General features: G+C 72.8%; 15 protein-coding genes. 9 read left to right on the forward strand and 6 right to left on the reverse strand.

Features of this window, described 5'->3' with window-relative positions; all coding sequences use genetic code 11:
- Positions 1–154: 154 nt before the first annotated feature.
- Entirely contained in the window at positions 155–751 is a 597-nt protein-coding gene (locus ACFW9Z_RS28455) for a TetR/AcrR family transcriptional regulator (protein ID WP_384645444.1), read from the reverse strand.
- A gap of 108 nt (positions 752–859) precedes the next feature.
- Here ACFW9Z_RS28455 and ACFW9Z_RS28460 point away from each other — a divergent pair, with 108 nt between their 5' ends.
- Positions 860–2,293 (forward strand): MFS transporter, encoded by a 1,434-nt coding sequence (locus ACFW9Z_RS28460; RefSeq protein ID WP_384645445.1) that lies wholly within the window; start codon positions 860–862, stop codon positions 2,291–2,293.
- A 231-nt stretch (positions 2,294–2,524) separates the two neighbouring features.
- Positions 2,525–5,302, forward strand: coding sequence for an ATP-binding protein (locus tag ACFW9Z_RS28465; protein WP_384645446.1), 2,778 nt, complete (start codon positions 2,525–2,527; stop codon positions 5,300–5,302).
- Positions 5,303–5,512: 210 nt separating this feature from the next.
- On the opposite strand, the gene ACFW9Z_RS28470 is transcribed toward ACFW9Z_RS28465, so the two are convergent.
- Positions 5,513–6,286, reverse strand: a complete 774-nt coding sequence (locus tag ACFW9Z_RS28470; RefSeq protein ID WP_384645447.1) for a BTAD domain-containing putative transcriptional regulator — start codon at positions 6,284–6,286, stop codon at positions 5,513–5,515.
- 277 nt (positions 6,287–6,563) lie between these two features.
- On the opposite strand from ACFW9Z_RS28470, the gene ACFW9Z_RS28475 reads away from it, so the two are divergent.
- Positions 6,564–6,845, forward strand: a complete 282-nt coding sequence (locus ACFW9Z_RS28475; protein WP_384645448.1) for a hypothetical protein — start codon at positions 6,564–6,566, stop codon at positions 6,843–6,845.
- Positions 6,846–6,909: 64 nt separating this feature from the next.
- Here ACFW9Z_RS28475 and ACFW9Z_RS28480 read toward each other — a convergent pair whose 3' ends face one another.
- The 3 genes from ACFW9Z_RS28480 to ACFW9Z_RS28490 all read right to left on the reverse strand — a co-directional run bounded on the left by ACFW9Z_RS28480 (position 6,910) and on the right by ACFW9Z_RS28490 (position 8,999).
- Entirely contained in the window at positions 6,910–7,125 is a 216-nt protein-coding gene (locus ACFW9Z_RS28480) for a hypothetical protein (RefSeq protein ID WP_384645449.1), read from the reverse strand.
- Between the two features lie 98 nt (positions 7,126–7,223).
- Positions 7,224–8,036: a dimethylargininase gene (gene ddaH / locus ACFW9Z_RS28485; protein ID WP_384645450.1), complete on the reverse strand. Its 813-nt coding sequence runs from the start codon at positions 8,034–8,036 to the stop codon at positions 7,224–7,226.
- Between the two features lie 18 nt (positions 8,037–8,054).
- Positions 8,055–8,999 carry a methionyl-tRNA formyltransferase gene (locus ACFW9Z_RS28490; protein ID WP_384645451.1) on the reverse strand — a complete coding sequence of 315 codons (945 nt, stop codon included), beginning with the start codon at positions 8,997–8,999 and terminating at the stop codon, positions 8,055–8,057.
- Positions 9,000–9,214: 215 nt separating this feature from the next.
- Between ACFW9Z_RS28490 and ACFW9Z_RS28495 the strand changes: the two genes are divergently transcribed.
- The 3 genes from ACFW9Z_RS28495 (at position 9,215) to ACFW9Z_RS28505 (ending at position 12,739) form a co-directional block, all read left to right on the forward strand.
- Positions 9,215–10,819, forward strand: coding sequence for an amidohydrolase (locus ACFW9Z_RS28495; RefSeq protein WP_384645452.1), 1,605 nt, complete (start codon positions 9,215–9,217; stop codon positions 10,817–10,819).
- 191 nt (positions 10,820–11,010) lie between these two features.
- Positions 11,011–11,229, forward strand: a complete 219-nt coding sequence (locus tag ACFW9Z_RS28500) for a hypothetical protein (RefSeq protein WP_384645453.1) — start codon at positions 11,011–11,013, stop codon at positions 11,227–11,229.
- A gap of 301 nt (positions 11,230–11,530) precedes the next feature.
- The gene (locus tag ACFW9Z_RS28505) at positions 11,531–12,739 is read left to right on the forward strand and encodes an MraY family glycosyltransferase (RefSeq protein WP_384645454.1); all 1,209 of its coding nucleotides are present in this window, start codon (positions 11,531–11,533) and stop codon (positions 12,737–12,739) included.
- Positions 12,740–12,769: 30 nt separating this feature from the next.
- Here the strand turns inward: ACFW9Z_RS28505 and ACFW9Z_RS28510 are convergent, their stop codons facing one another.
- Entirely contained in the window at positions 12,770–13,657 is an 888-nt protein-coding gene (locus ACFW9Z_RS28510) for a glycosyltransferase family 2 protein (RefSeq protein WP_384645455.1), read from the reverse strand.
- A gap of 84 nt (positions 13,658–13,741) precedes the next feature.
- Here ACFW9Z_RS28510 and ACFW9Z_RS28515 point away from each other — a divergent pair, with 84 nt between their 5' ends.
- The 3 genes from ACFW9Z_RS28515 to ACFW9Z_RS28525 all read left to right on the forward strand — a co-directional run bounded on the left by ACFW9Z_RS28515 (position 13,742) and on the right by ACFW9Z_RS28525 (position 17,833).
- Positions 13,742–15,943, forward strand: coding sequence for a hypothetical protein (locus ACFW9Z_RS28515; protein WP_384645493.1), 2,202 nt, complete (start codon positions 13,742–13,744; stop codon positions 15,941–15,943).
- A 253-nt stretch (positions 15,944–16,196) separates the two neighbouring features.
- Complete coding sequence (locus ACFW9Z_RS28520) at positions 16,197–17,147, forward strand: metallophosphoesterase family protein (protein WP_384645456.1); 951 nt, start codon at positions 16,197–16,199, stop codon at positions 17,145–17,147.
- Positions 17,144–17,833: a 4'-phosphopantetheinyl transferase gene (locus tag ACFW9Z_RS28525; protein WP_384645457.1), complete on the forward strand. Its 690-nt coding sequence runs from the start codon at positions 17,144–17,146 to the stop codon at positions 17,831–17,833. The genes ACFW9Z_RS28520 and ACFW9Z_RS28525 overlap by 4 nt, the downstream gene beginning before the upstream one ends.
- The last annotated feature ends 19 nt before the right edge of the window (positions 17,834–17,852 follow it).

Consider the following 17,852-nt stretch of genomic DNA (forward strand, 5'->3'; position numbering starts at 1 on the left):
TGAGCCCTCCTGGAGCGCGGGGTGCGCCGGGCTGCGCCGGGCGCTGCGGGCACGCTAGGGGAGGCGTCTCAACCGGTTCTAAAGACGGGTTCCGCCGGGACCGGTTCGCAGGACGGTCCGTCAGAAAACGTTTCTCGTGGACGGGTCCGGCCGGTCAGCCGGTCTCGGGGCGGGTCATGATGCCTTCCAGGACCATCTGGACGAAGCGGGGGCTGCCGTCGCGGTCGGGCAGGGCGTTCTCCCGTACCCAGGCGGCCCCGCTCAGCAGGTCGAACAGCTCGTCGGCGGTGAGGTCCTCGCGTACCCGCCCGGTGTCCTGGGCGGCGCGCAGCAGCCGTGCCCCGCTGCTGTGCATGGCGCTGCACGCGGCGTGCGACGGGGTGCCCTCGTCGTACATGCTCCGGGTCAGGATGCCGACCAGCCCGCGGAAGGTGCTGAAGTGCCGTACGGCCCGCCGCATCCACTCCGCCAGGGCGTCCAGCGGTTCCTCCGTGCCGGCCAGGGCCTCGGCCCCGCTGATCAGCTCCGCCAGCCCTTCCCTGGTGGCCGCCTCGACGAGGGACGCCCGGGTGGGGAAGTGCCGGTAGAGCGTGCCGATCGCCACCCCGGCCTGACCGGCGATCTCCTCCAGCGAGGCGTCCGCGCCCTGTGTCTCGAAGGCCTTGCGGGCCGCGGAGAGGATCGCGTCGTAGTTACGGGCGCCGTCGGCCCGCTTGGGGCGCCGGGCGATGTGCGGCTGGGCGTCTGACACGGGTACCGCCTCCACTTGACTACCTGAGGTCGCCTCAGGTTAACTGCCCCCACTTAACCTGAGGTCATCTCAGTATACCGCCCGGGCCGCTGAACCTGGAGGACATCCATGACCACCGACGCCGACACCGTCTCCGACGGCGTTCCCGCATCCAGGACGCCGTCCAGGCCCTGGGCACTCGCCCTGACGGCGATCGTCGGAGCGGAGTTCATGCTCCAGCTCGACGGCACGATCGTGAACGTCGCCCTGCCCGAGCTCCAGCAGGACCTCGGGATCTCCGTCACCAGCGGTTCCTGGGTGCCGAACGCCTTCCTGCTCGCCTTCGGAGGGCTGCTCCTGTTCGCCGGACGCCTCGGTGACGTGCTCGGCCACCGGAAGGTCTTCCTCGGCGGGATCAGCCTCGTGGTGATCGCCTCCCTGATTGCCGGGCTCGCCCCCAACCTGGAGGTCCTGCTCGTCGGCCGGGTGCTCCAGGGAGCCGGGGCCGCCATCGCCGGACCGACCGGACTGGCCCTGCTGGCCGTTGTCTTCGAAGGGGAACGGCGGCAGCGCGCCTTCGGCCTCTACTCCACCGTGACCGGCCTCGGCGCGTCCGCGGGCATGGTCATCGGCGGCCTGCTGACCTGGGCGGGGGACTGGCGCTGGAGCCTGCTGGTCAACGTCCCCGTCGGTCTGGCCATCGTCCTCGTCGGCCTGCGCGTCCTTGGGCTGAAGGACGACAGCACACAGACCCGGTCGCTCGGTCTGCCCAGCGCCCTGCTGGTCACCCTCGCCGTCTCCTCCTGCGTCTACGGACTCGTGCACGCCGCCGAGAAGGGCTGGGGCGAGGCCGTGACGCTCGGTACGCTCGCCGCGTCGGTGGTCCTGTGGACGGTCCTCCTCGTGGTGGACCGGCGTACCGCCGAACCCCTGCTGCCGGGTGCGATCTTCACCGACCGGACGCGGGCCGGGGCCTTCCTGAACCTGTTGTTCCTGGCGGCCGTCCTCACCAGCTTCCTGATCTACCTGGTGCAGTACCTCCAGAACGTCCTCGGCTTCAACGCCCTGGAGAGCGGGCTCGCGATCCTGCCCTTCGGCGTCGCCCTGCTGCTGGCCACACAGGTGCTCACCAAGTTCATCGCCGCCGTCGACCTCAAGGTCCGGGCGGTCGGCGGCCTCGTCGTCGTCCTGGCCGGGGTCGGCTGGCTGACCCTGCTGGACGGCGACAGCTCGTACGTGAGCGGAGTGCTGCCGCAGATCGTCCTCATCGGCCTCGGGGTCGGCGTCGCCATCATCCCGTTCAACCTGGTCATCCTCACCACCGCGCCGCCGGAGCACGCCGGGGTCACCGCGGGTGTCCTGCAGACCGCGCTCACCATCGGCGGAGCCATCGGACTGGCCGTACTCCTCATCCCCTTCACCGACGGCGCGGGCCCCGCCGACACCATCTCCCAGGTGTTCGTCTGGGCGTCGCTGATCACCGCGCTGGCCATCCTGACGGCGCTCGCCTTCTTCTTCGGCCCCGGTGCGAGGAGGAAGGAGTCCCCCGCGGCCGCGGAGTGAGAAGGCGGCCCGGACGGCGCCGGTGGACCCTTCGCGGGCCACCGGCGCCCGGGCGTGAACGGGGCACCGGGTGGCCGTCGCCCCGGGGCCCGGCCGGGAAACCGGCCATGAAGCTTCTGTTACAGAAAGGGACCTTCCCGACGGGCTCTTCTATGCTGCGGGGACCGCGGCTCTCCGTGAGCCTTGTCCCCTGAGCGGGCCATGCAGAAGAACGCGGAAGGGGGCGTAGAAATGGCCGTTACCGTCCATACGGCACCCAGGGACCGCAGTACGGTCCGCCGAGACGAATTCGCCGTACTGGCCCGCCTCGTCACGGAGGCGAGCTGCCACCGGGACGCGGCCGTGGAGCTGACCGGAGACCCGGGAACCGGCAAGACCAGGCTGCTCACCCTGCTGGCCCGCCGGGCCCACGAAGAAGGGGTCCTCGTCCTGCGCGGCCTGAGCGTGGAGGCCGAACAGGCCGCCCCGTTCCGGCCGTTCATCGAAGCGCTCGGATCGCTCCGGAGCCCGGACGGCATCGTGCTGCCCCAGGCCGCCGGGCTCGTCCGTGCCCTGGCCGCGCCTCCCGACGACCCGGGCGCCGAGGCCGACGGCAGCGGCCGGCTCACCCGGCAGTGCCAGTACTTCGCGGAGATACGACGGCTGATCACGGCCTGCGTGGCCCAGGCCCCGCACGGGCTGCTGCTGCTCCTCGACGACTTCCACTGGGCCGACAGCTGCTCCGTACAGCTCATGGAGATGCTGGTGCGCTGGCCCGTGGGAGGAGGCCTCGCCATCGTGGTCGCCCACCGGCCCAGGCAAGCGCCCCTGGCCCTGCGGGTCGCCTTCCAGCACGGCGTCGAACTGGGCAGCGTGGAACAGCTCGCGCTGCCCGCGCTGACCCGGTGCCAGAGCGCGGAACTCCTCGGCGTGCGGGCCGATGCCCCCGGTCTTGAACAACTGTACGAGGAGAGTGCCGGCAACCCGCTCTACCTCACCGAACTCGCGGCGAACAGGCCGCTCCCGGCGGACGGCGCGGCGCCCGGCGACGACGCGGGCATCGCTCCGGCGGGCCGCGCCGAGCTGTCGACCAGGCTCCTCGCCGAGTGCGCCCTCCTCAGCCCTCCCGAACGCCTCGCCGCCCATGCGGCAGCCGTGCTCGGCTCCCCCTTCGACGTGGACTCCGTCGCCACCGTCGCCGGGACCGACCGGGACGAGGTGTGCCGCATGCTGACCATCCTCTGCGGGCGCGACCTGGTCAGGACCGACCCCGGCACCGGCGGACTCACCTTCCGGCACCCGCTGGTACGGCGCTTCCTCTACTACACGCAGTCCGACAGCTGCTGGCGCACCGGAGCGCACCGCCGGGCCCTGCGCCACCTGCGCGCCCTCGGCGCGGCCCCCGTGGAACTCGCCCCGCACATCGTGGGCTCCGGCAACGAGGGCGAAGCCGCCGACGCCGCCGACCTCGTCGCCGCCGTGCGTTCCGCGCTCGCCCTCGGGCACACGGAGCAGGCGGCGGGCTGGCTGAGCTGCGCCCTCGGCCTGCTGCGCGCCCACGGCCCGGCCACGGGCGCGCCGGAAGGCCTGGCCGGTGACCCTCTCCACGGCCACGAACTCTGGCTCCAGGTCGTCCGCGCCCTCGCCGCCGACGGTGACGCCGCCCGGGCCGGGGCGCTGTCCCGCGAGATCCTCGCCGCTCTCACCGCCGTGCCCGCCGCGAACAGCGCGCGCACGGCCGGAGAACTGGCCGTCGTCCAGGGCGCGCTGGGCCACGCCGAGGAGGGGCAGGCGCTGATCGCGGCCGCGGTGGACGGGCTGTGCGGCGACGACCCGGCCCGGCTGGTCGCCCTGCGCTGCCAGTCGCAGCTGGTCCGGATGCTCTCCGGCCCGCTGCCGAACCGCGCCGACATCGACGCGCTGTCCCGCTTCGTGTCACACGCCGACCCGGTCACCGCGGCGGGAATCCGGGCCCTCCAGGCCCTCTCCGCCGTCTTCGCCGATGACCTGGGCACCGCCGAGGACCGGCTCGACGCGGCGGCCGAACTGTTCGACGCGCTCGACCCCGACGAGCCGACGGCCACCAGTTGCGTCGCCTATCTCACCGTCCTGATCTGCGCGGAGTCCGCGATGGGCTGGTACGGGCCCGCGCAGGCGCACGGCAGCCGCGCGCTGGCCGAGGCCCGACTGCGGGGCGAGGTGCACCTGTTGCCCATTCTGCTCAGTGTGCTGGCCTACACCGCCTACCAGGCGGGGCGTACGGCCGAAGGCCTCGACCACGCCCAGCAGGCGGCGCGGGCCGCCCGCGCGGCCGGGCGCCACGACCTCGCCGCCTTCTCGGAGGCCGTCAGCGCGGCCGCCTGGACCTCGCTGGGCCGTACGGCGTCCGAGGGCCCGCGGCAGCCGTCCGCGGTGAACGGGCTGCCGCGCGCCACCGCGGCCGTGCTGCTGCTCGCCGAGGTCGAACTGGCCGCGGGCGACGGTGAGGCGGTGCTGTCCCTGCTGCTGCCCGAGGGAGCCCACCGGATCCCGCAGCCCACCGCCGTGTACGCCGCCCGGGTCTACGAACTGCTCGCCGCCGCCGCGGTGATGACCGGGGGCGACGCGGAACTGTGGGCGGACAGGGCGCAGGAGGCGGCGAACGCGGTCAACCTCGTCGAACAGCAGGGGCACGCCCTGCTCGCCCGGGGCCACGCGCTGCGGGCCCGCTGCCTGCCCGACGAGGCGACCCGTCTGTACGAGCGGGCGCACGCCCTGCTGGGGGAGTCGGCGGTCGGGCTGCGGGCCGGGGAGCTGGCCCGGGCGGGAGCGCGCGGCAGGTCCGGACGCGACGCGGTCGCTCTGGACGAACTCACCCTGCGGGAAAGGGAAGTGGCGGAGCTCGCGGGCAAGGGCCTGAAGACCCGCGACATCGCCGGCCGACTGCTGGTCAGCCCCCGCACCGTCGACGCCCACCTCACCCGGATCTACAGCAAGCTCGGGGTCAACACCAGGGCCGCGCTGGTACGGCTACTGGCCGACGCGAGCTGACGCGGACCGGGAACCGGTGCGGGGGACCGTCCCACCGGCTTCTGGGTCCACCGGCCTCCGGGTCCACCGGCCCCTGGCCCACCGGCTTCCGGGCTCACAGGCCTCGGCCCACCGGCCCCGGCCCACCGGCCCGTGCCGGCCCCGGGCCGGGCAGTGCCCGCGGAAGCCTTCCGCAGGCGCTGCCCCGCACGGGCCCGGCGGACGTCCGGCTCAGCCGGCCGCGGACAGCTCCAGCAGCCGGTCCGAGGAGAGGATCGCCTGGTGGAGCCGCCGTAGCGAACGGTGCGGCTCCAGACCCAGCTCGGACCGGAGGACCCGGCGCGCCGAGCGGTAGACCTGGAGGGCTTCCGCCTGGCGCTCCGACCGGTACAGGACCAGCATCAGCTGCCGGTAGAAGGACTCCCGCAAGGGATATTGCTCCGTCAGCGAATGCAGCAGCCCGATGACTTCCCGGTGCCGCCCCAGTGCCGTCCTCGCCTCGACGGAGAACTCCAGGCATTCCAGCCGTTCCTCCTCCACCCAGGCGGCGAAGGACGAGAGCATCGGCCCCTCGGCGAGACCGTCCAGCACCGGCCCCCGTACCTGGGACAAGGCCCGCTCGAAGGAGTCCAGGGCGGCCTCGTGGTGGCCGGATTCCTGCTGTGCCCGGCCTTCGCGCATGGCGGCCGTGAAGTCGTCGGTGTCGTACCCCGCGCCGTTTCTGCGCAGCACGTACCCGGCCGGTTTCGTCTCGATGACCTGCTGCTCCCCAGCTCCGGCCTCGGCGAGGAACTTCCGCAGCTGGGATATGTAGACATGGACGGCGGCCATGGCCCGCCGGGGCGGACGGCCGCCCCACAACTCGGTGAACAGCTGTTCCTTGGTGACCACCTGCCCGCTACCGAGCAGCAGGGCGGCCAGAGTCAGCTCCCGCTTCGCCGCGGAAAGAGAGAAACACTCTTGCGCGTGACGTACACGCAGGGACCCCAGCAGTTCGTAGCGCATCGATACCTCGTTCAGTTGAGGACCGGGTGTGTGATCAGATGCCACTGTCGCCCGCCCCCTCTGTCCGTGCATCGGGGAAAGTACGTAGGTAGTAGGGAGTTGGCTGAAAAGCGCCTGTCTGACAGTTGACTGGACAGGGAGCACCCCGTTCCGGACGGGAAGAAGGGGAAGCCCCCGTAGTTGCTGTGCGCGTTGAAGTAGGTGAGAGCGGCGCGCGCCCGCCCGGTGCCCGCCCTCGGTCGCGGGCAGCCCCAGCTTGATCTTCCGCCTGGCCCGGATGACACTGCGCAAGCGCACGGCAGGTCTGGTGGGCGCTTCCGTCGCTCTGCTGGTGGCCATCACCAGGGTGTTGGCCACCGCGATGGCGAGATGTCCGAAGACCAGCACCGGCGGCAGCGCGCTGCTCGGCACGCTGGAGGCGGCCTGTTGCTCCCGGGCGGCGGAGAGCCCCGGCCGGTCGAGCACCTCGCTCCCGGGGGTAGCGCTGGGAGACCCGGCCGAGCCCCTTCCGTACGGCGTCGCGATCGGCCCCGGGGGCATCGTGACCTGGCCTCACTGATCAGTCGGATCCGTTCCGCCGCTCAGAGCTCTCCCAGCCGTCGGGCCCGTCCATGAGGTGTTCCTCAGGCCTGGGCCAGAGCATTGGGGACCGCGAGGCGGCCGGCCGCCCTGAACGAGCGGGGAGAGGAGTCGACCTCGTGCACGGTGAGCCCCTGCTCCGACGGTTCGAAGTCCACGATCACCCGGGCGAAGTCGGACGGGCAGCCGGCCTGCCGTGCGTACGTGGCATGGACTCCACGCAGTGGCCGGGGAGGGAACGCCGTGGGTTCAGTGGTCATGGCACCACCGTAACGTCCGGGCGCCACCGTGCCCCCGTGCGCGTACGGCCTCGCACAAGGGCACGGTGGGACAGAGGGAGCCAGAGGGGTACGTACGGTCAGGGCGTCGGCCGGAGTTCCAGCGTGCAGCACTTCACGCTGCCGCCTGCCTTGAGGAGTTCGGAGAGGTCCACGCCGACCGGATGGAAGCCGCGGTCGCGGAGCTGGTCGGCGAGGGCGGTGGCGTTCTGTGGCAGGACCACGTTGTAGCCGTCCGATGTGGCGTTCAGGCCGAACACCGCCGCGTCCTCGGGGGAGGCGATCACGGCGTCCGGGAACAGGCGTTGCAGTACGGCCAGGCTGCCGGGGGAGAAGGCGCCCGGGTAGTAGGCGACCGTCCTGTCGTCGAGCACGGTGAGGGCGGTGTCCAGGTGGTAGTAGTCCGGGTCCACCAGGGTCAGGCCGATCACCGGGCGGCCGAAGAACTCCTGGGCCTCGTCGTGGGAGCGGGGGTCGCTGCGGAAGCCGGTCCCGGCGAGCAGGTGGTCGCCCACGAGGAGATAGTCGCCCTCGCCCTCGTTGACGACGCTCGCGGTACGCAGGTCGGGAAAGCCGTGGTCACGCAGCCAGTCGTGGTACGCCGGACCCTCGGCTATCCGCTCGGCGTCCCGGAACCGCGCCACGAGGGCGCGCCCGTCGACGACCGTGGCGCCGTTGGCGGCGAAGACCATGTCGGGGAGGCCGGGGACGGGATCGATGGTGTCGACGGTGTGCCCGAGGTTCAGGTAGACCTCGCGCAGCCGCTCCCACTGGGCGATGGCCAGCGGAGTGTCAACAGGCTTCTTCGGGTCCATCCACGGGTTGATGGAGTAGACCACGTCGAAGTAGGTGGGCCGGCACATGAGGTAGTGCCGGGCACGTGCGGTACGCATGGGTGTGGGTCCCGATCGTCAGGGGCGGCCGGTGAGATAGCCGCCCATCGAGGTGAAGTACTCGGTCGCGGGAAGTTCCCGGCCGTCCTCGGTCCGTACGCGGGTGATGGCCAGACCGTGGTTGCGGCCGGTTCGGGCATCGGCTCCGGCGACGATCACGACGCCGTCGCCCTCGCGGTAGAAGATCCGGCCCGGGGTGCCGCCGTAGCGGCCCTCGGACACGACAGCGGAGACGACTTCGAGCCGCTGCCCCTTGTGGAAGGTGAAGGCGCTCGGGTACGGAGCGGACTGGGCGCGGATCAGGCGCTCCAGGTCCTCGGCGGGCCAGGCCCAGTCGATACGGATGTCCTCCTCGGCCCGCTTGTGGAAGAAGCTGGCCCTGGAGCGGTCCTGCGGGGTGAACTCGGTCTGCCCCGAGGCGATCAGGCCCAGCGCCTCGGTGGTGACCGGGGCGATGAGGTCGACCGTACGGTGGAAGAGGTCGGTGGAGGTGTCCGTCGGCCCAACGGGGACCGACCGCTGGATAACGATGTCGCCCGCGTCCAGCACCTCGTCCATCAGATGGGCGGTCACCCCCACCTCCGGCTCGCCGTTGATGAGCGCCCAGATCAGCGGCGAGAAGCCCGCGTAGGCGGGCAGTAGCGAGTCGTGGATGTTCAGCGTGCCGTGGACCGGCAGGTTGTAGATCTCCGGAGGGATCCACGTACGCCAGTTGTTGGCGACGATGATGTCCGGGGCCACCTCCTTGAGGCGGTCCAGCAGCGCGTCGTCCGGCCGGTTGCGGATGATCACGGGGATCCCGTGCTTCTCCGCCAGGTCGGCCACCGAGTCGCTCCAGATCTTCTCGTAGGCGTGCTCGCTTCTCGGGTGCGTCACGACCGCCACCACGTCGTGCTCGGAGTCCAGCAGCGCTTGCAGGGTGCGGTGTCCCCAGGTCTGGTAACCGAACATGACGACCCGCATGGAGGTGCCTCCTTGGAAGAGGGGTGGACCGGCGCTTCAGTAAAGCAAGGCTTACCTAAGAGCACAACGGCCCATGATTCACAGGGGTGTTGGCTGCTCGTGGTCGGCCGGAAACACACCCTGACGTCGACAGGGAGGGATCGGCGGGCTAGCTTGGCCCGGCCCGCTCTCCGGCCGCGCGCCGTGGGTCCGACCGCGACGGGGAGGGACCTCCCATGCTCTGTACGAGGCTGACGAACGCCCGCGTCCTCACGCTGGACCCGCACCACCCCGTCGCCCGGGACCTCGGCATCTGGCGGGGGCGGATCGTCGGCGTGGACGAGGCGGTGACCTCCCTGCCGGCCCGCGAGGTGGTCGACCTCCAGGGCGCCACCGTGCTGCCCGGCTTTATCGACAGCCATGTCCACCTGGCCTGGGCCGGGTTGAAGGCCCGTACGCCGAGCGTCGCCCCGTGCGAGCGGATCGAGGACATCCTCGCCGTCGTGGACGCCGCCGCCCGGCGCCCCGCGCCTCCCGGAGCCTGGCTGGATGTCGCCGGGTACGACCAGCGCGCCCTGGGCCGCCATCTGACCGCCGCCGAACTGGACCGGGTCAGCCACGGCCGCAAGGTCCTCCTGATGCACGACTCCGGCCACGCCTGCGTCGTCAGCACCGCCGTCCTGGACCTGCTGCCCGCCGAGGTGGAGCACGAGGAGGGCTTCCTCGCCGAGAGCGCCATGACCGCCGCCCGCCGGCTGCGGCTGCCGTACTCCCAGGAGGAGCTCGCCGACGCGATCGAGCACGCCGCCCGCGCCGCTCTCGCCGAAGGGATCACGGCCTGTGCCGAGGCCGGTATCGGTGGCGGGCTGCTCGGCCACAGCCCCGTCGAGCTCGGCGCCTACCAACTGCTCCGCGACCGGGGCAGGCTGCCCGTACGGGTCCAGCTCATGGCGTCCGGGGACACCCTGCGCCCGCGCGGCACTCACCCCGACGACGGCTTCACCCAGGCCCTGGACCTCGGCCTGCGCACCGGATTCGGCGACGACCGGCTCTCCCTGGGCGCCCTGAAGATCTACACCGACGGCGGCATGATGGCGCGCACGGCCGCGCTCACCTCCCCGTACGAAGGTGACGAAGGAACGGACGGCAACACCGGCCGGTTCCAGGACGACCCCGAACGGCTCGCCCGCCTCATCGTGGACGGCCACCTCGCGGGCTGGCAGCTCGCCGTCCACGCCATCGGGGACCGCGCCGCCGACCTCGCCCTGGACGCCCTGGAACAGGCCCAGAAGCTGAAGCCCCGGCCGGAGGCCCGCCATCGCATCGAACACGCCGGGCTGATCCGCCCCGACCAGCTGCCCCGCTTCGCCGAGCTCGGCGTGAGCGCGGTGATCCAGCCCAATTTCCTGCGGTACTTCGGCGACGACTACGCCACGGTGATGGGGGAGCGGCGGGCCGGCTGGATGTACCGGGGCCGGGGGTTCCTGGACCACGGAGTCACCCTCGTCGGCTCCTCCGACCGGCCCGTCACCGACGGTTCGCCGCTCCGGGCGATCCAGTTCATGGTCGAACGCGCCTCCGTCTCGGGCCGGATCATCGGCGGGGAGGAGGCGATCGGCGTCGATGAGGCCCTGCGCGCCTACACGGTCGCGGGTGCCTACGCCTGCCACTGGGACGACCGGGCGGGCAGCCTCTCCCCGGGCAAGCGCGCCGACTTGGTGGTCCTCGGCGACGACCCGCACCGGGTGGACCCCTCGCGGATCGGCGACATCGAGATCGTGACGACGTACGTGGACGGCAGGGACACCCGGGACGCCCGGGACACCCGGGACACGCCATAGGGAGGCGGTGGGCCCGAGGTCCCGCCCGTACACCCCCGGCCACGGTGGCACCCGGCATGATGGGCGCCATGAACCCCGAGAACGCACCGGACTCCGCATGGGTCACCGTCGTCGCCGTCGAGAACCTGCCGGGCGGCCCCCGGCCCCTGGCTGCCGTACGCACCTGACTGCGCGACCGCGGCATCGACTGGATGCCCTTCCACGCGGATGAGCTCCGCGTGGACCTGGCCTGCGCGCCCGGCGCGGACGGCCACTGGCGTGGTTGGTACGGCATTCATGCCGACGCCGACGCCCTGCGACGGCTCGGCCTCCACCCCGACCAGCCCACCGCGCGGGTCACCGCTCCCTCCCCGCCTCGGTGGTGGCACGAGGCCGCCGAACGCCACGCTCGGGGGCACCCCGCCCGCTGAGCCCCGCACCCCCGTGCCGCCCCGCCGCAACTCGACTTGCACGCAAGGCTTTTGGGCCAAGGCGTGCGGGCGGACCGGTCGTCGCCCCATGCCCTCGTCCACCAGGTGCCAGAACAATGCAGCGCCTTTTTCGTGTTATTCAGGGCGAATGGGGACATTGGCCCCGTAGGTTGGGGAGACCGCCACGCGACTGGCGTCGTACATCACCCCGGCACCGCAACCGGACGAGCGCCGGGCCGCCGCTGTTCCGCCGGTCGCCCGGCGTCCCGTGCCGCTGTTCGAACGAGGAAAGGCAGGGCAGGTGAACGTGGTTGGGATCATCGCCTCCGCTGTGGCCGCGCTGTTCATCACGGTCGTACTCGCCAAGGGCGTCCGCCGCGCGGCGCTCCGCTGCGGGTCCGGCCGCGAGCCGGGCGGGCGCCCCTCGCGGGCCGGGGCGGTGCGGAGACTGGGCGGTGCGACGGTCGTCCTCGGCGTCGGCACCGCTGCCGCCGCCGGTTCGGGGCTCGGCGCGGCGGGCGAATCCGGCCGCGCCGTCGCGGGGCTGCTCGCGGGCGCCGGGACCGTCGCCGTCCTGGGGCTCGTCCACGAACTGCGGCCGCTCCCCGTCCCCCTGCGGCTGGCCGTCCAGACGGGAGCCGCCACCCTCGCCGTCTGCCTCGCCGGTCTGTCGCTCGCGGCGGGCGTCCCGGCCGTGATCGGGATCGTCCTGCTCACCAACGCCTTCGCCCTGCTCGACACCGCCGACGGGGCGCTGGCGACCGTCGGGGCCGTCACCGCCGCCGGGCTGTTCGCCTGTGCCGCCGTCGACGGCCGGTCCGGGCTCGCCCTGCTCCCGGCCGCCCTCCTCGCCGGTCTCCTCGGCTTCCTGCTCCACAACTGGCACCCCGCGCGCATCCGCCCCGGCGCGTCCTGCTCCCTGTTCACGGGGTTCACCCTGGTGGCCTCCGGCGCGCTGCTCCTCACGGCGGCACCCGCGGAGCGCACCGCGTGGGCCGCGCTGCCCGTGCTGGCGACCGTGGCCCTCGCCGACACCGCCCTCGTACTGGTATCCCGCCGCCGCGCCGCGCGCCCCCTCCTCCGGAACTCCGGCGACCACATCACGCACCGCCTGCGCCGGGTCCGCGTCACCGTGCCCGGCACCGCCGTCGTCCTCGGCCTGTGGGCGGCGGTGCCGGTGGTGACCGGGACGCTGGTGTACGCGGAGCTGCTGCACCCCGCGCTCGTCCTCGTACCGCTGGCAGGCAGTGCGGCGGCCGTCCTCGCCCTGCTGAGGATCCCGGCGTACGTTCCCCCGCCCAGGACCGGCACCCGCGGCCCGGCGACCGGAACCAGGCTCCCGTCAGCCCCGTCAGCCCCGTCAGCCCAGCCCGTACCGCCCGTACCCTCCGCCCCCGCAGGCGGTACGCCGACGAGCACCGCCCCCGTCAGAACCGCCACCGCCCGCCCCACCGTGCCGCCGCCCCCCACCGCCCGCCCCACCGTCGGCCTCACCGCAGACCGGGGCTGAGCCGGGCCTGTCCCCCCAGGCCTGGCCGTGTCAGGCCCGCCACCGGCCGAGCGTGGCGCGGGCCGCCGTCCGCGCGTACGGGGACACCATCAGGACCGGCGCCCACGGCCAGGTGTGGCGCAGGCAGTACACCCACCACTGGCGCGGCGGCAGCTCCCGTGCGGAGGTCACCCGGCGCAGCGCCTCCCGCACCCCGATCCCCGGCTCCCGGGAGCCGGGCACGTCCGGCTCCTCCGGGCACACACCCACGGGCGACGGGGCGACGAAGGCGGGGATCCCGGCCCGCCGGGCGCGGAAGCCGTGGTCGTAGTCGCCCATCCGGTGGCGGAAGACCTTGTCGGGGTCCCCGACCAGGTCGTGCACGGCACGGGAGAGCAGCACCACCCGGCCGTCGTACGTGTCGCAGGGCTCGGGGCGCTCCCCGCCGGGCTCCACCAGCGTGAGTGAGCGGCCGCGCCGCCCCGAGTACACCGTGGCCCCGTCCGCGTCCCGGACCGCGCCGACGACGACCGCCCCGACCCCGACCGTGTCCGCCGCGCGCAGGAGTGCGGCGAGGGCGTCCGGGAACAGCTCCACCCCGTCGTCCAGCCACAGCTGGTGCGTCCAGCGGTGGCTCGGCCCGCCCGGCCTGCCGCTGAGCGAGCCGCCCCCGCCTCCGCCGCTGCGGCTGTTGCGGCTCGCGATGCGCATCGCCTGGTTACGGGGGACGTCCGCGCCCACCGACATGACCTCCACGGCCGGATACAGCAGGCGGACGGCCTCCGGAGTACCGTCGGTGCTGCCCCGGTCGACCAGGTGGACGCCCAGCGTGGCGTGGGCCGGAAGCCCGCGTCGGCTCTCCAGGGAGCGCAGCGCCGACAGGGTCCGCGCGCGCCGGTTGTGACTCGTCATCAGCACGGCCAGGTGGATGGAGTGCACGGCGGGCTCCTCGGTACTCGAATCTCATCATTCATGCATAAAAGCTGATAATCCGCATAGGCTGAGTGGGTGAGTGCCGCACCGATGGAGACCCCGTTCCCGCCCGAGCCCGGCCCCCTCGCCCCGCGCTCCACCCGCCGGGTGGTGCGTGGGGTGGCGTTCGTGCTGGCCGCGCTCTCGGTGCTGACGGTCGCGCTCACCTCGACGGTCCGCGCCACCGTTCTGTCGCCGGGCTTCTACCAGTCCGTCCTGGACGAGGAGTCGGCGTACGACCGCCTCTACAGCGAGGTCCTCGTCGACCCGGCGATCGCCCCCGTCACCCGCGACCTCCTGGCCCACCTGCCCGTCCCCGAGGCGCTGATCACGTCCAACGTCAAGGTCGTCCTGCCGCCCGCCACGGTCCGCTCGCTCACCGACCAGCAGATCCACGCGCTCACCGACTATCTGCGCGGCGACACCGACGAGCTGCGGCTGAGCGTGGACATCGAGCCGGTGCTGCGGAACCTGGCCGAGCTGGCGCGCATCTACTTCGGCGACCTGGTCGCCAACCTCCAGGACCAGGACGAACCGGACTTCGCACGCTTCACCGACGACCTCACCGCGGCGCTCGAAGCCCTCAGGGAGGGCCGCGCGCCCGCTCTGCCCCTCCTGCCGCTCACCGAGGAGCAGGCGGACCGCGCCGCCGACGTCCTGCTGGCGCTGGTGCCCGCGGGCGAACGGGCGGCCCTGCGCCCGGACGTGGAAGTGGCCCTGGGCAGGGGCGATGTGGCGTCCGCACTGGCGACGGCGGCGGCGGCCGCACTCGCCGACGGTTCGCGGACGGCGGTGGCCGATCTGCGCACCACGCTCCAGGGCGGTACGTGGGACCTCACCGCGACCCTGGAGGCGGCGGGCAACGACCTCGACGTCCTGGAGCAGGCCCGTGAGCGCGTACAGCGTCTGACCCAGCTCCAGATCCTCGCCACCGTCCTGGCCCTGGTCTCCCTGGCGGCGCTCTGGTCCACCGGCCCCGGCGCCTCCACCCGACGGCTGATGGCGCTGGGCCAGGCGGTGGCCTGCGGCGGAATCCTCGCCGCGGCGGCGGCCCTGCTGACCCGGCCGGTCACCGGAGGCCGGTTCCTCACCACCCGGCCCTCCTGGCCGCCGAGCGTTATCGCCCTCGCCGAGGACCTCCAGCGCAACGCCGTGGACCAGGTGGTGGCCACCGGACTGACCGCCGCCCTCACGGCCCTCGTCGGCGGGGTGCTCCTCACCGCCACCGGCTGGGCCTTCCTGGTGCGCCCGCGCACGCTGCCGACGCCCACCGCCGTACGGGGCGTGGCCGCGGGCGTGACCTGTGCCGCGCTGGCGGGCGCCCTGCTCGTCCCGCCCGTCCTCGGCCCGTCCGCGCCCCGCCGCTGCCAGGGCAGCGCCGAACTCTGCGACCTGCGGTACGACGAGGTCGCCCACCTCACGGCCCACAACGCCATGTCCACCACCGCGGACCGGTTCATCGGCCCCCTCCAGGACCCCGACATCACCACCCAGCTCGACACCGGGGTCCGCGCGCTCCAACTGGACACGTACCACTGGGAGAGCACGCGGGACATCGCCGCCCGGCTCGACAACCCCGAGTTCACGCCCGAGCAGCGCCGGCTGATCTCCGCCGCGATCGACCGCGCCAACCCGCCGCGCGAGGGCCTCTGGCTCTGCCACAGCGTCTGCCGGGCCGGGGCGATCGAACTGGTCCCGGCCCTGGCGGACATCGGCGCCTGGCTGCGCGCCAACCCCACCGAGATCGTGACGCTGATCGTCCAGGACGACATCGGCGCCGAGGAGACCGAGGAGGCGTTCCACCGGGCGGGACTCGACGAACTGCTCCACACCCCGCACGAGGACCCCGAGGAGCCCTGGCCCACGCTCAAGGAGATGATCGACAGCGGCCGGCGGCTCGTGGTGTTCGCCGAGAAGGCGGACGGACCGGCCCCCTGGTACCGCAACTTCTACCGCTACGGGATGGAGACCCCGTTCGCCTTCCGCAGCCCCGACGAGATGAGCTGCGAGCCGAACCGGGGCGGCACCGGCAAGCGCCTCTTCCTCCTCAACCACTTCGTCACCAACGGCGGCGGCAGCCGGCTGGACGCGGGCCGGATCAACGCCCGTGACTGGCTGCTGGAGCGGGCCAGGACCTGCGAGGCCGAGCGCGGCAGCCCGGTCAACTTCGTCGCCGTCGACTACACGACCGTCGGCGACGCACTCGGAGCGGTGGAGGAGCTGAACAACCACCGTGCGCAGGAGGGGCACTGACCGTACGTCAACTGCGGCTATCGGTACGGGAATGGGTGCCGGGCAAGGGGCTGGGTGGAGTGTCGCAGGCTCATGAGAGGCTACGTGTCGAGGGCTCCGTGGACGGCGGACGGAGCCGTACGACCGGCAACGGAACGAACAGAGCCGCACGACCGACGACTGAGCAGAGCAGCCGCAGAGCCGACACAGAGCAGACACACAGAACAAACAAACAGAGCAGACACAGAGCAGACAGAACGGGGAACCAGCGCACATGACCGCTCCGAGCGACCCTGCACCGCCCAGTGGCCCCTCACCCGCCCCCGCCCCGCAGGGAACCGGGCGGCTGCTGGCCGTGAGCGACCTCCATGTGGCGGTCACCGACAACCGGCCCATCGTGGAGTCCCTCCATCCCACCTCCGACGCGGACTGGCTCATCGTCCCGGGCGATGTGGCGGAGCGCCCCGATGACATCCGGTGGGCGCTGAGCCTCCTCGCGGAACGGTTCGCCAAGGTGATCTGGGCACCCGGCAACCACGAGCTGTGGACCCTGGACAAGGACCCGGTCCGGCTGCGCGGACAGGCCCGGTACGAACACCTCGTCGAGCTCTGCCGCGAGCTCGGCGTGATCACCCCCGAGGACCCGTTCCCGCTCTGGCCGGGCCCCGACGGGCCGGTGGCGATCGCCCCGCTGTTCCTCCTGTACGACTACACCTTCCGCGCCCCGGGCACGCACACGAAGGAGGAGTCGCTGGCCGCCGCCCACGCCTCCGGCATCGTCTGCAACGACGAGTACCTGCTGCACCCGGACCCGTACCCGACCCGTGACGACTGGTGCCGGGCCCGGGTCGCGCTGACGGAGCGCCGGCTCGCCGCCCACGACCCGGAGATCCCGCTCGTCCTCGCCGGGCACTGGCCGCTGGTGCGGGAGCCCACGTCGGTCATGTGGTACCCGGAGTTCGCCCAGTGGTGCGGCACCGAACTGACCGCCGACTGGCACCGCCGCTTCAACGTCTCGGCCGTCGTCTACGGGCACCTCCACATCCCCCGTACGACCTGGTACGACGGCGTGCGTTTCGAGGAGGTCTCGATCGGCTACCCGAGGGAGTGGCGTGAGCGGGGCCACCCGCGCGGTCTGCTGCGCCAGATCCTCCCGTACGAGCCCGAGCCCGAGTCCGCGCCCCCGGCCCGTACCGACACCGCCACCTCCGGAGGTTCCCTGTGATCGAGCGGCTGCTGCCCGCGTACGTCTCCTGCGCGGCCACGCGTGAGGTGAGCGTGGCGGACGGGACCCTGTTCCCCGAGGAGGAGGCGCTGGTCGCCCGGAGCGTGCCCAAACGCCGCAACGACTTCGCGACGGCACGGGCCTGTGCGCGGCGGGCCATGGGCGGACTGGGCCTGGAACCCGTCCCCGTACTCCACGGGAAGCGCGGTATGCCGCTGTGGCCCGACGGGATCGTCGGCAGCCTCACGCACTGTGAGGGGTACCGGGCGGCTGCGTTGGCGCGTGCGGCGGATGTGCTGTCCCTGGGGGTCGACGCCGAACCGCACGCCCCGTTGCCCGACGGGGTGGAGGCGCTGGTGGTGCGCCCGGCGGAACGCGAACGGTTCGCGGGGGAGGCGGGCGGCATCCACTGGGACCGGGTGCTGTTCAGCGCGAAGGAGAGCGTCTTCAAGACCTGGTACCCGCTCACGCTGACCGAGCTCGACTTCAGCGAGGCGGACCTGACGTTCCGCCGGGCGGACGACCGGGCGGCCGACGGGACCTTCACGGCACGGCTGCTGCGCACCGATCCGGCCGTGCCGCCCGTCCTGGAGGGGCGCTGGCGGGTGGAGGACGGCATCGTCGCCACGGCGGTGCTGCTGCGGCCGGACTGGCGGGAGGCGGGCGGTCCGGTTCAGGAGCCCTGAGGTGAGGTGAGGTGGGGCC

The sequence above is a fragment of the Streptomyces sp. NPDC059452 genome (assembly GCF_042750035.1).
GTDB lineage: Bacteria > Actinomycetota > Actinomycetes > Streptomycetales > Streptomycetaceae > Streptomyces.

What these genes read in the sequence shown, in the direction of transcription:
- ACFW9Z_RS28460 (WP_384645445.1), top strand. Translation starts at nt 860, where the DNA reads ATGACCACCGACGCCGACACCGTCTCCGACGGCGTTCCCGCATCCAGG.
- ACFW9Z_RS28465 (WP_384645446.1), top strand. Translation starts at nt 2,525, where the DNA reads ATGGCCGTTACCGTCCATACGGCACCCAGGGACCGCAGTACGGTCCGC.
- ACFW9Z_RS28470 (WP_384645447.1), bottom strand. Translation starts at nt 6,286, where the DNA reads ATGCGCTACGAACTGCTGGGGTCCCTGCGTGTACGTCACGCGCAAGAG.
- ACFW9Z_RS28475 (WP_384645448.1), top strand. Translation starts at nt 6,564, where the DNA reads ATGACACTGCGCAAGCGCACGGCAGGTCTGGTGGGCGCTTCCGTCGCT.
- ACFW9Z_RS28480 (WP_384645449.1), bottom strand. Translation starts at nt 7,125, where the DNA reads ATGACCACTGAACCCACGGCGTTCCCTCCCCGGCCACTGCGTGGAGTC.
- ddaH (WP_384645450.1), bottom strand. Translation starts at nt 8,036, where the DNA reads ATGCGTACCGCACGTGCCCGGCACTACCTCATGTGCCGGCCCACCTAC.
- ACFW9Z_RS28490 (WP_384645451.1), bottom strand. Translation starts at nt 8,999, where the DNA reads ATGCGGGTCGTCATGTTCGGTTACCAGACCTGGGGACACCGCACCCTG.
- ACFW9Z_RS28495 (WP_384645452.1), top strand. Translation starts at nt 9,215, where the DNA reads ATGCTCTGTACGAGGCTGACGAACGCCCGCGTCCTCACGCTGGACCCG.
- ACFW9Z_RS28500 (WP_384645453.1), top strand. Translation starts at nt 11,011, where the DNA reads ATGCCCTTCCACGCGGATGAGCTCCGCGTGGACCTGGCCTGCGCGCCC.
- ACFW9Z_RS28515 (WP_384645493.1), top strand. Translation starts at nt 13,742, where the DNA reads ATGGAGACCCCGTTCCCGCCCGAGCCCGGCCCCCTCGCCCCGCGCTCC.
- ACFW9Z_RS28520 (WP_384645456.1), top strand. Translation starts at nt 16,197, where the DNA reads ATGACCGCTCCGAGCGACCCTGCACCGCCCAGTGGCCCCTCACCCGCC.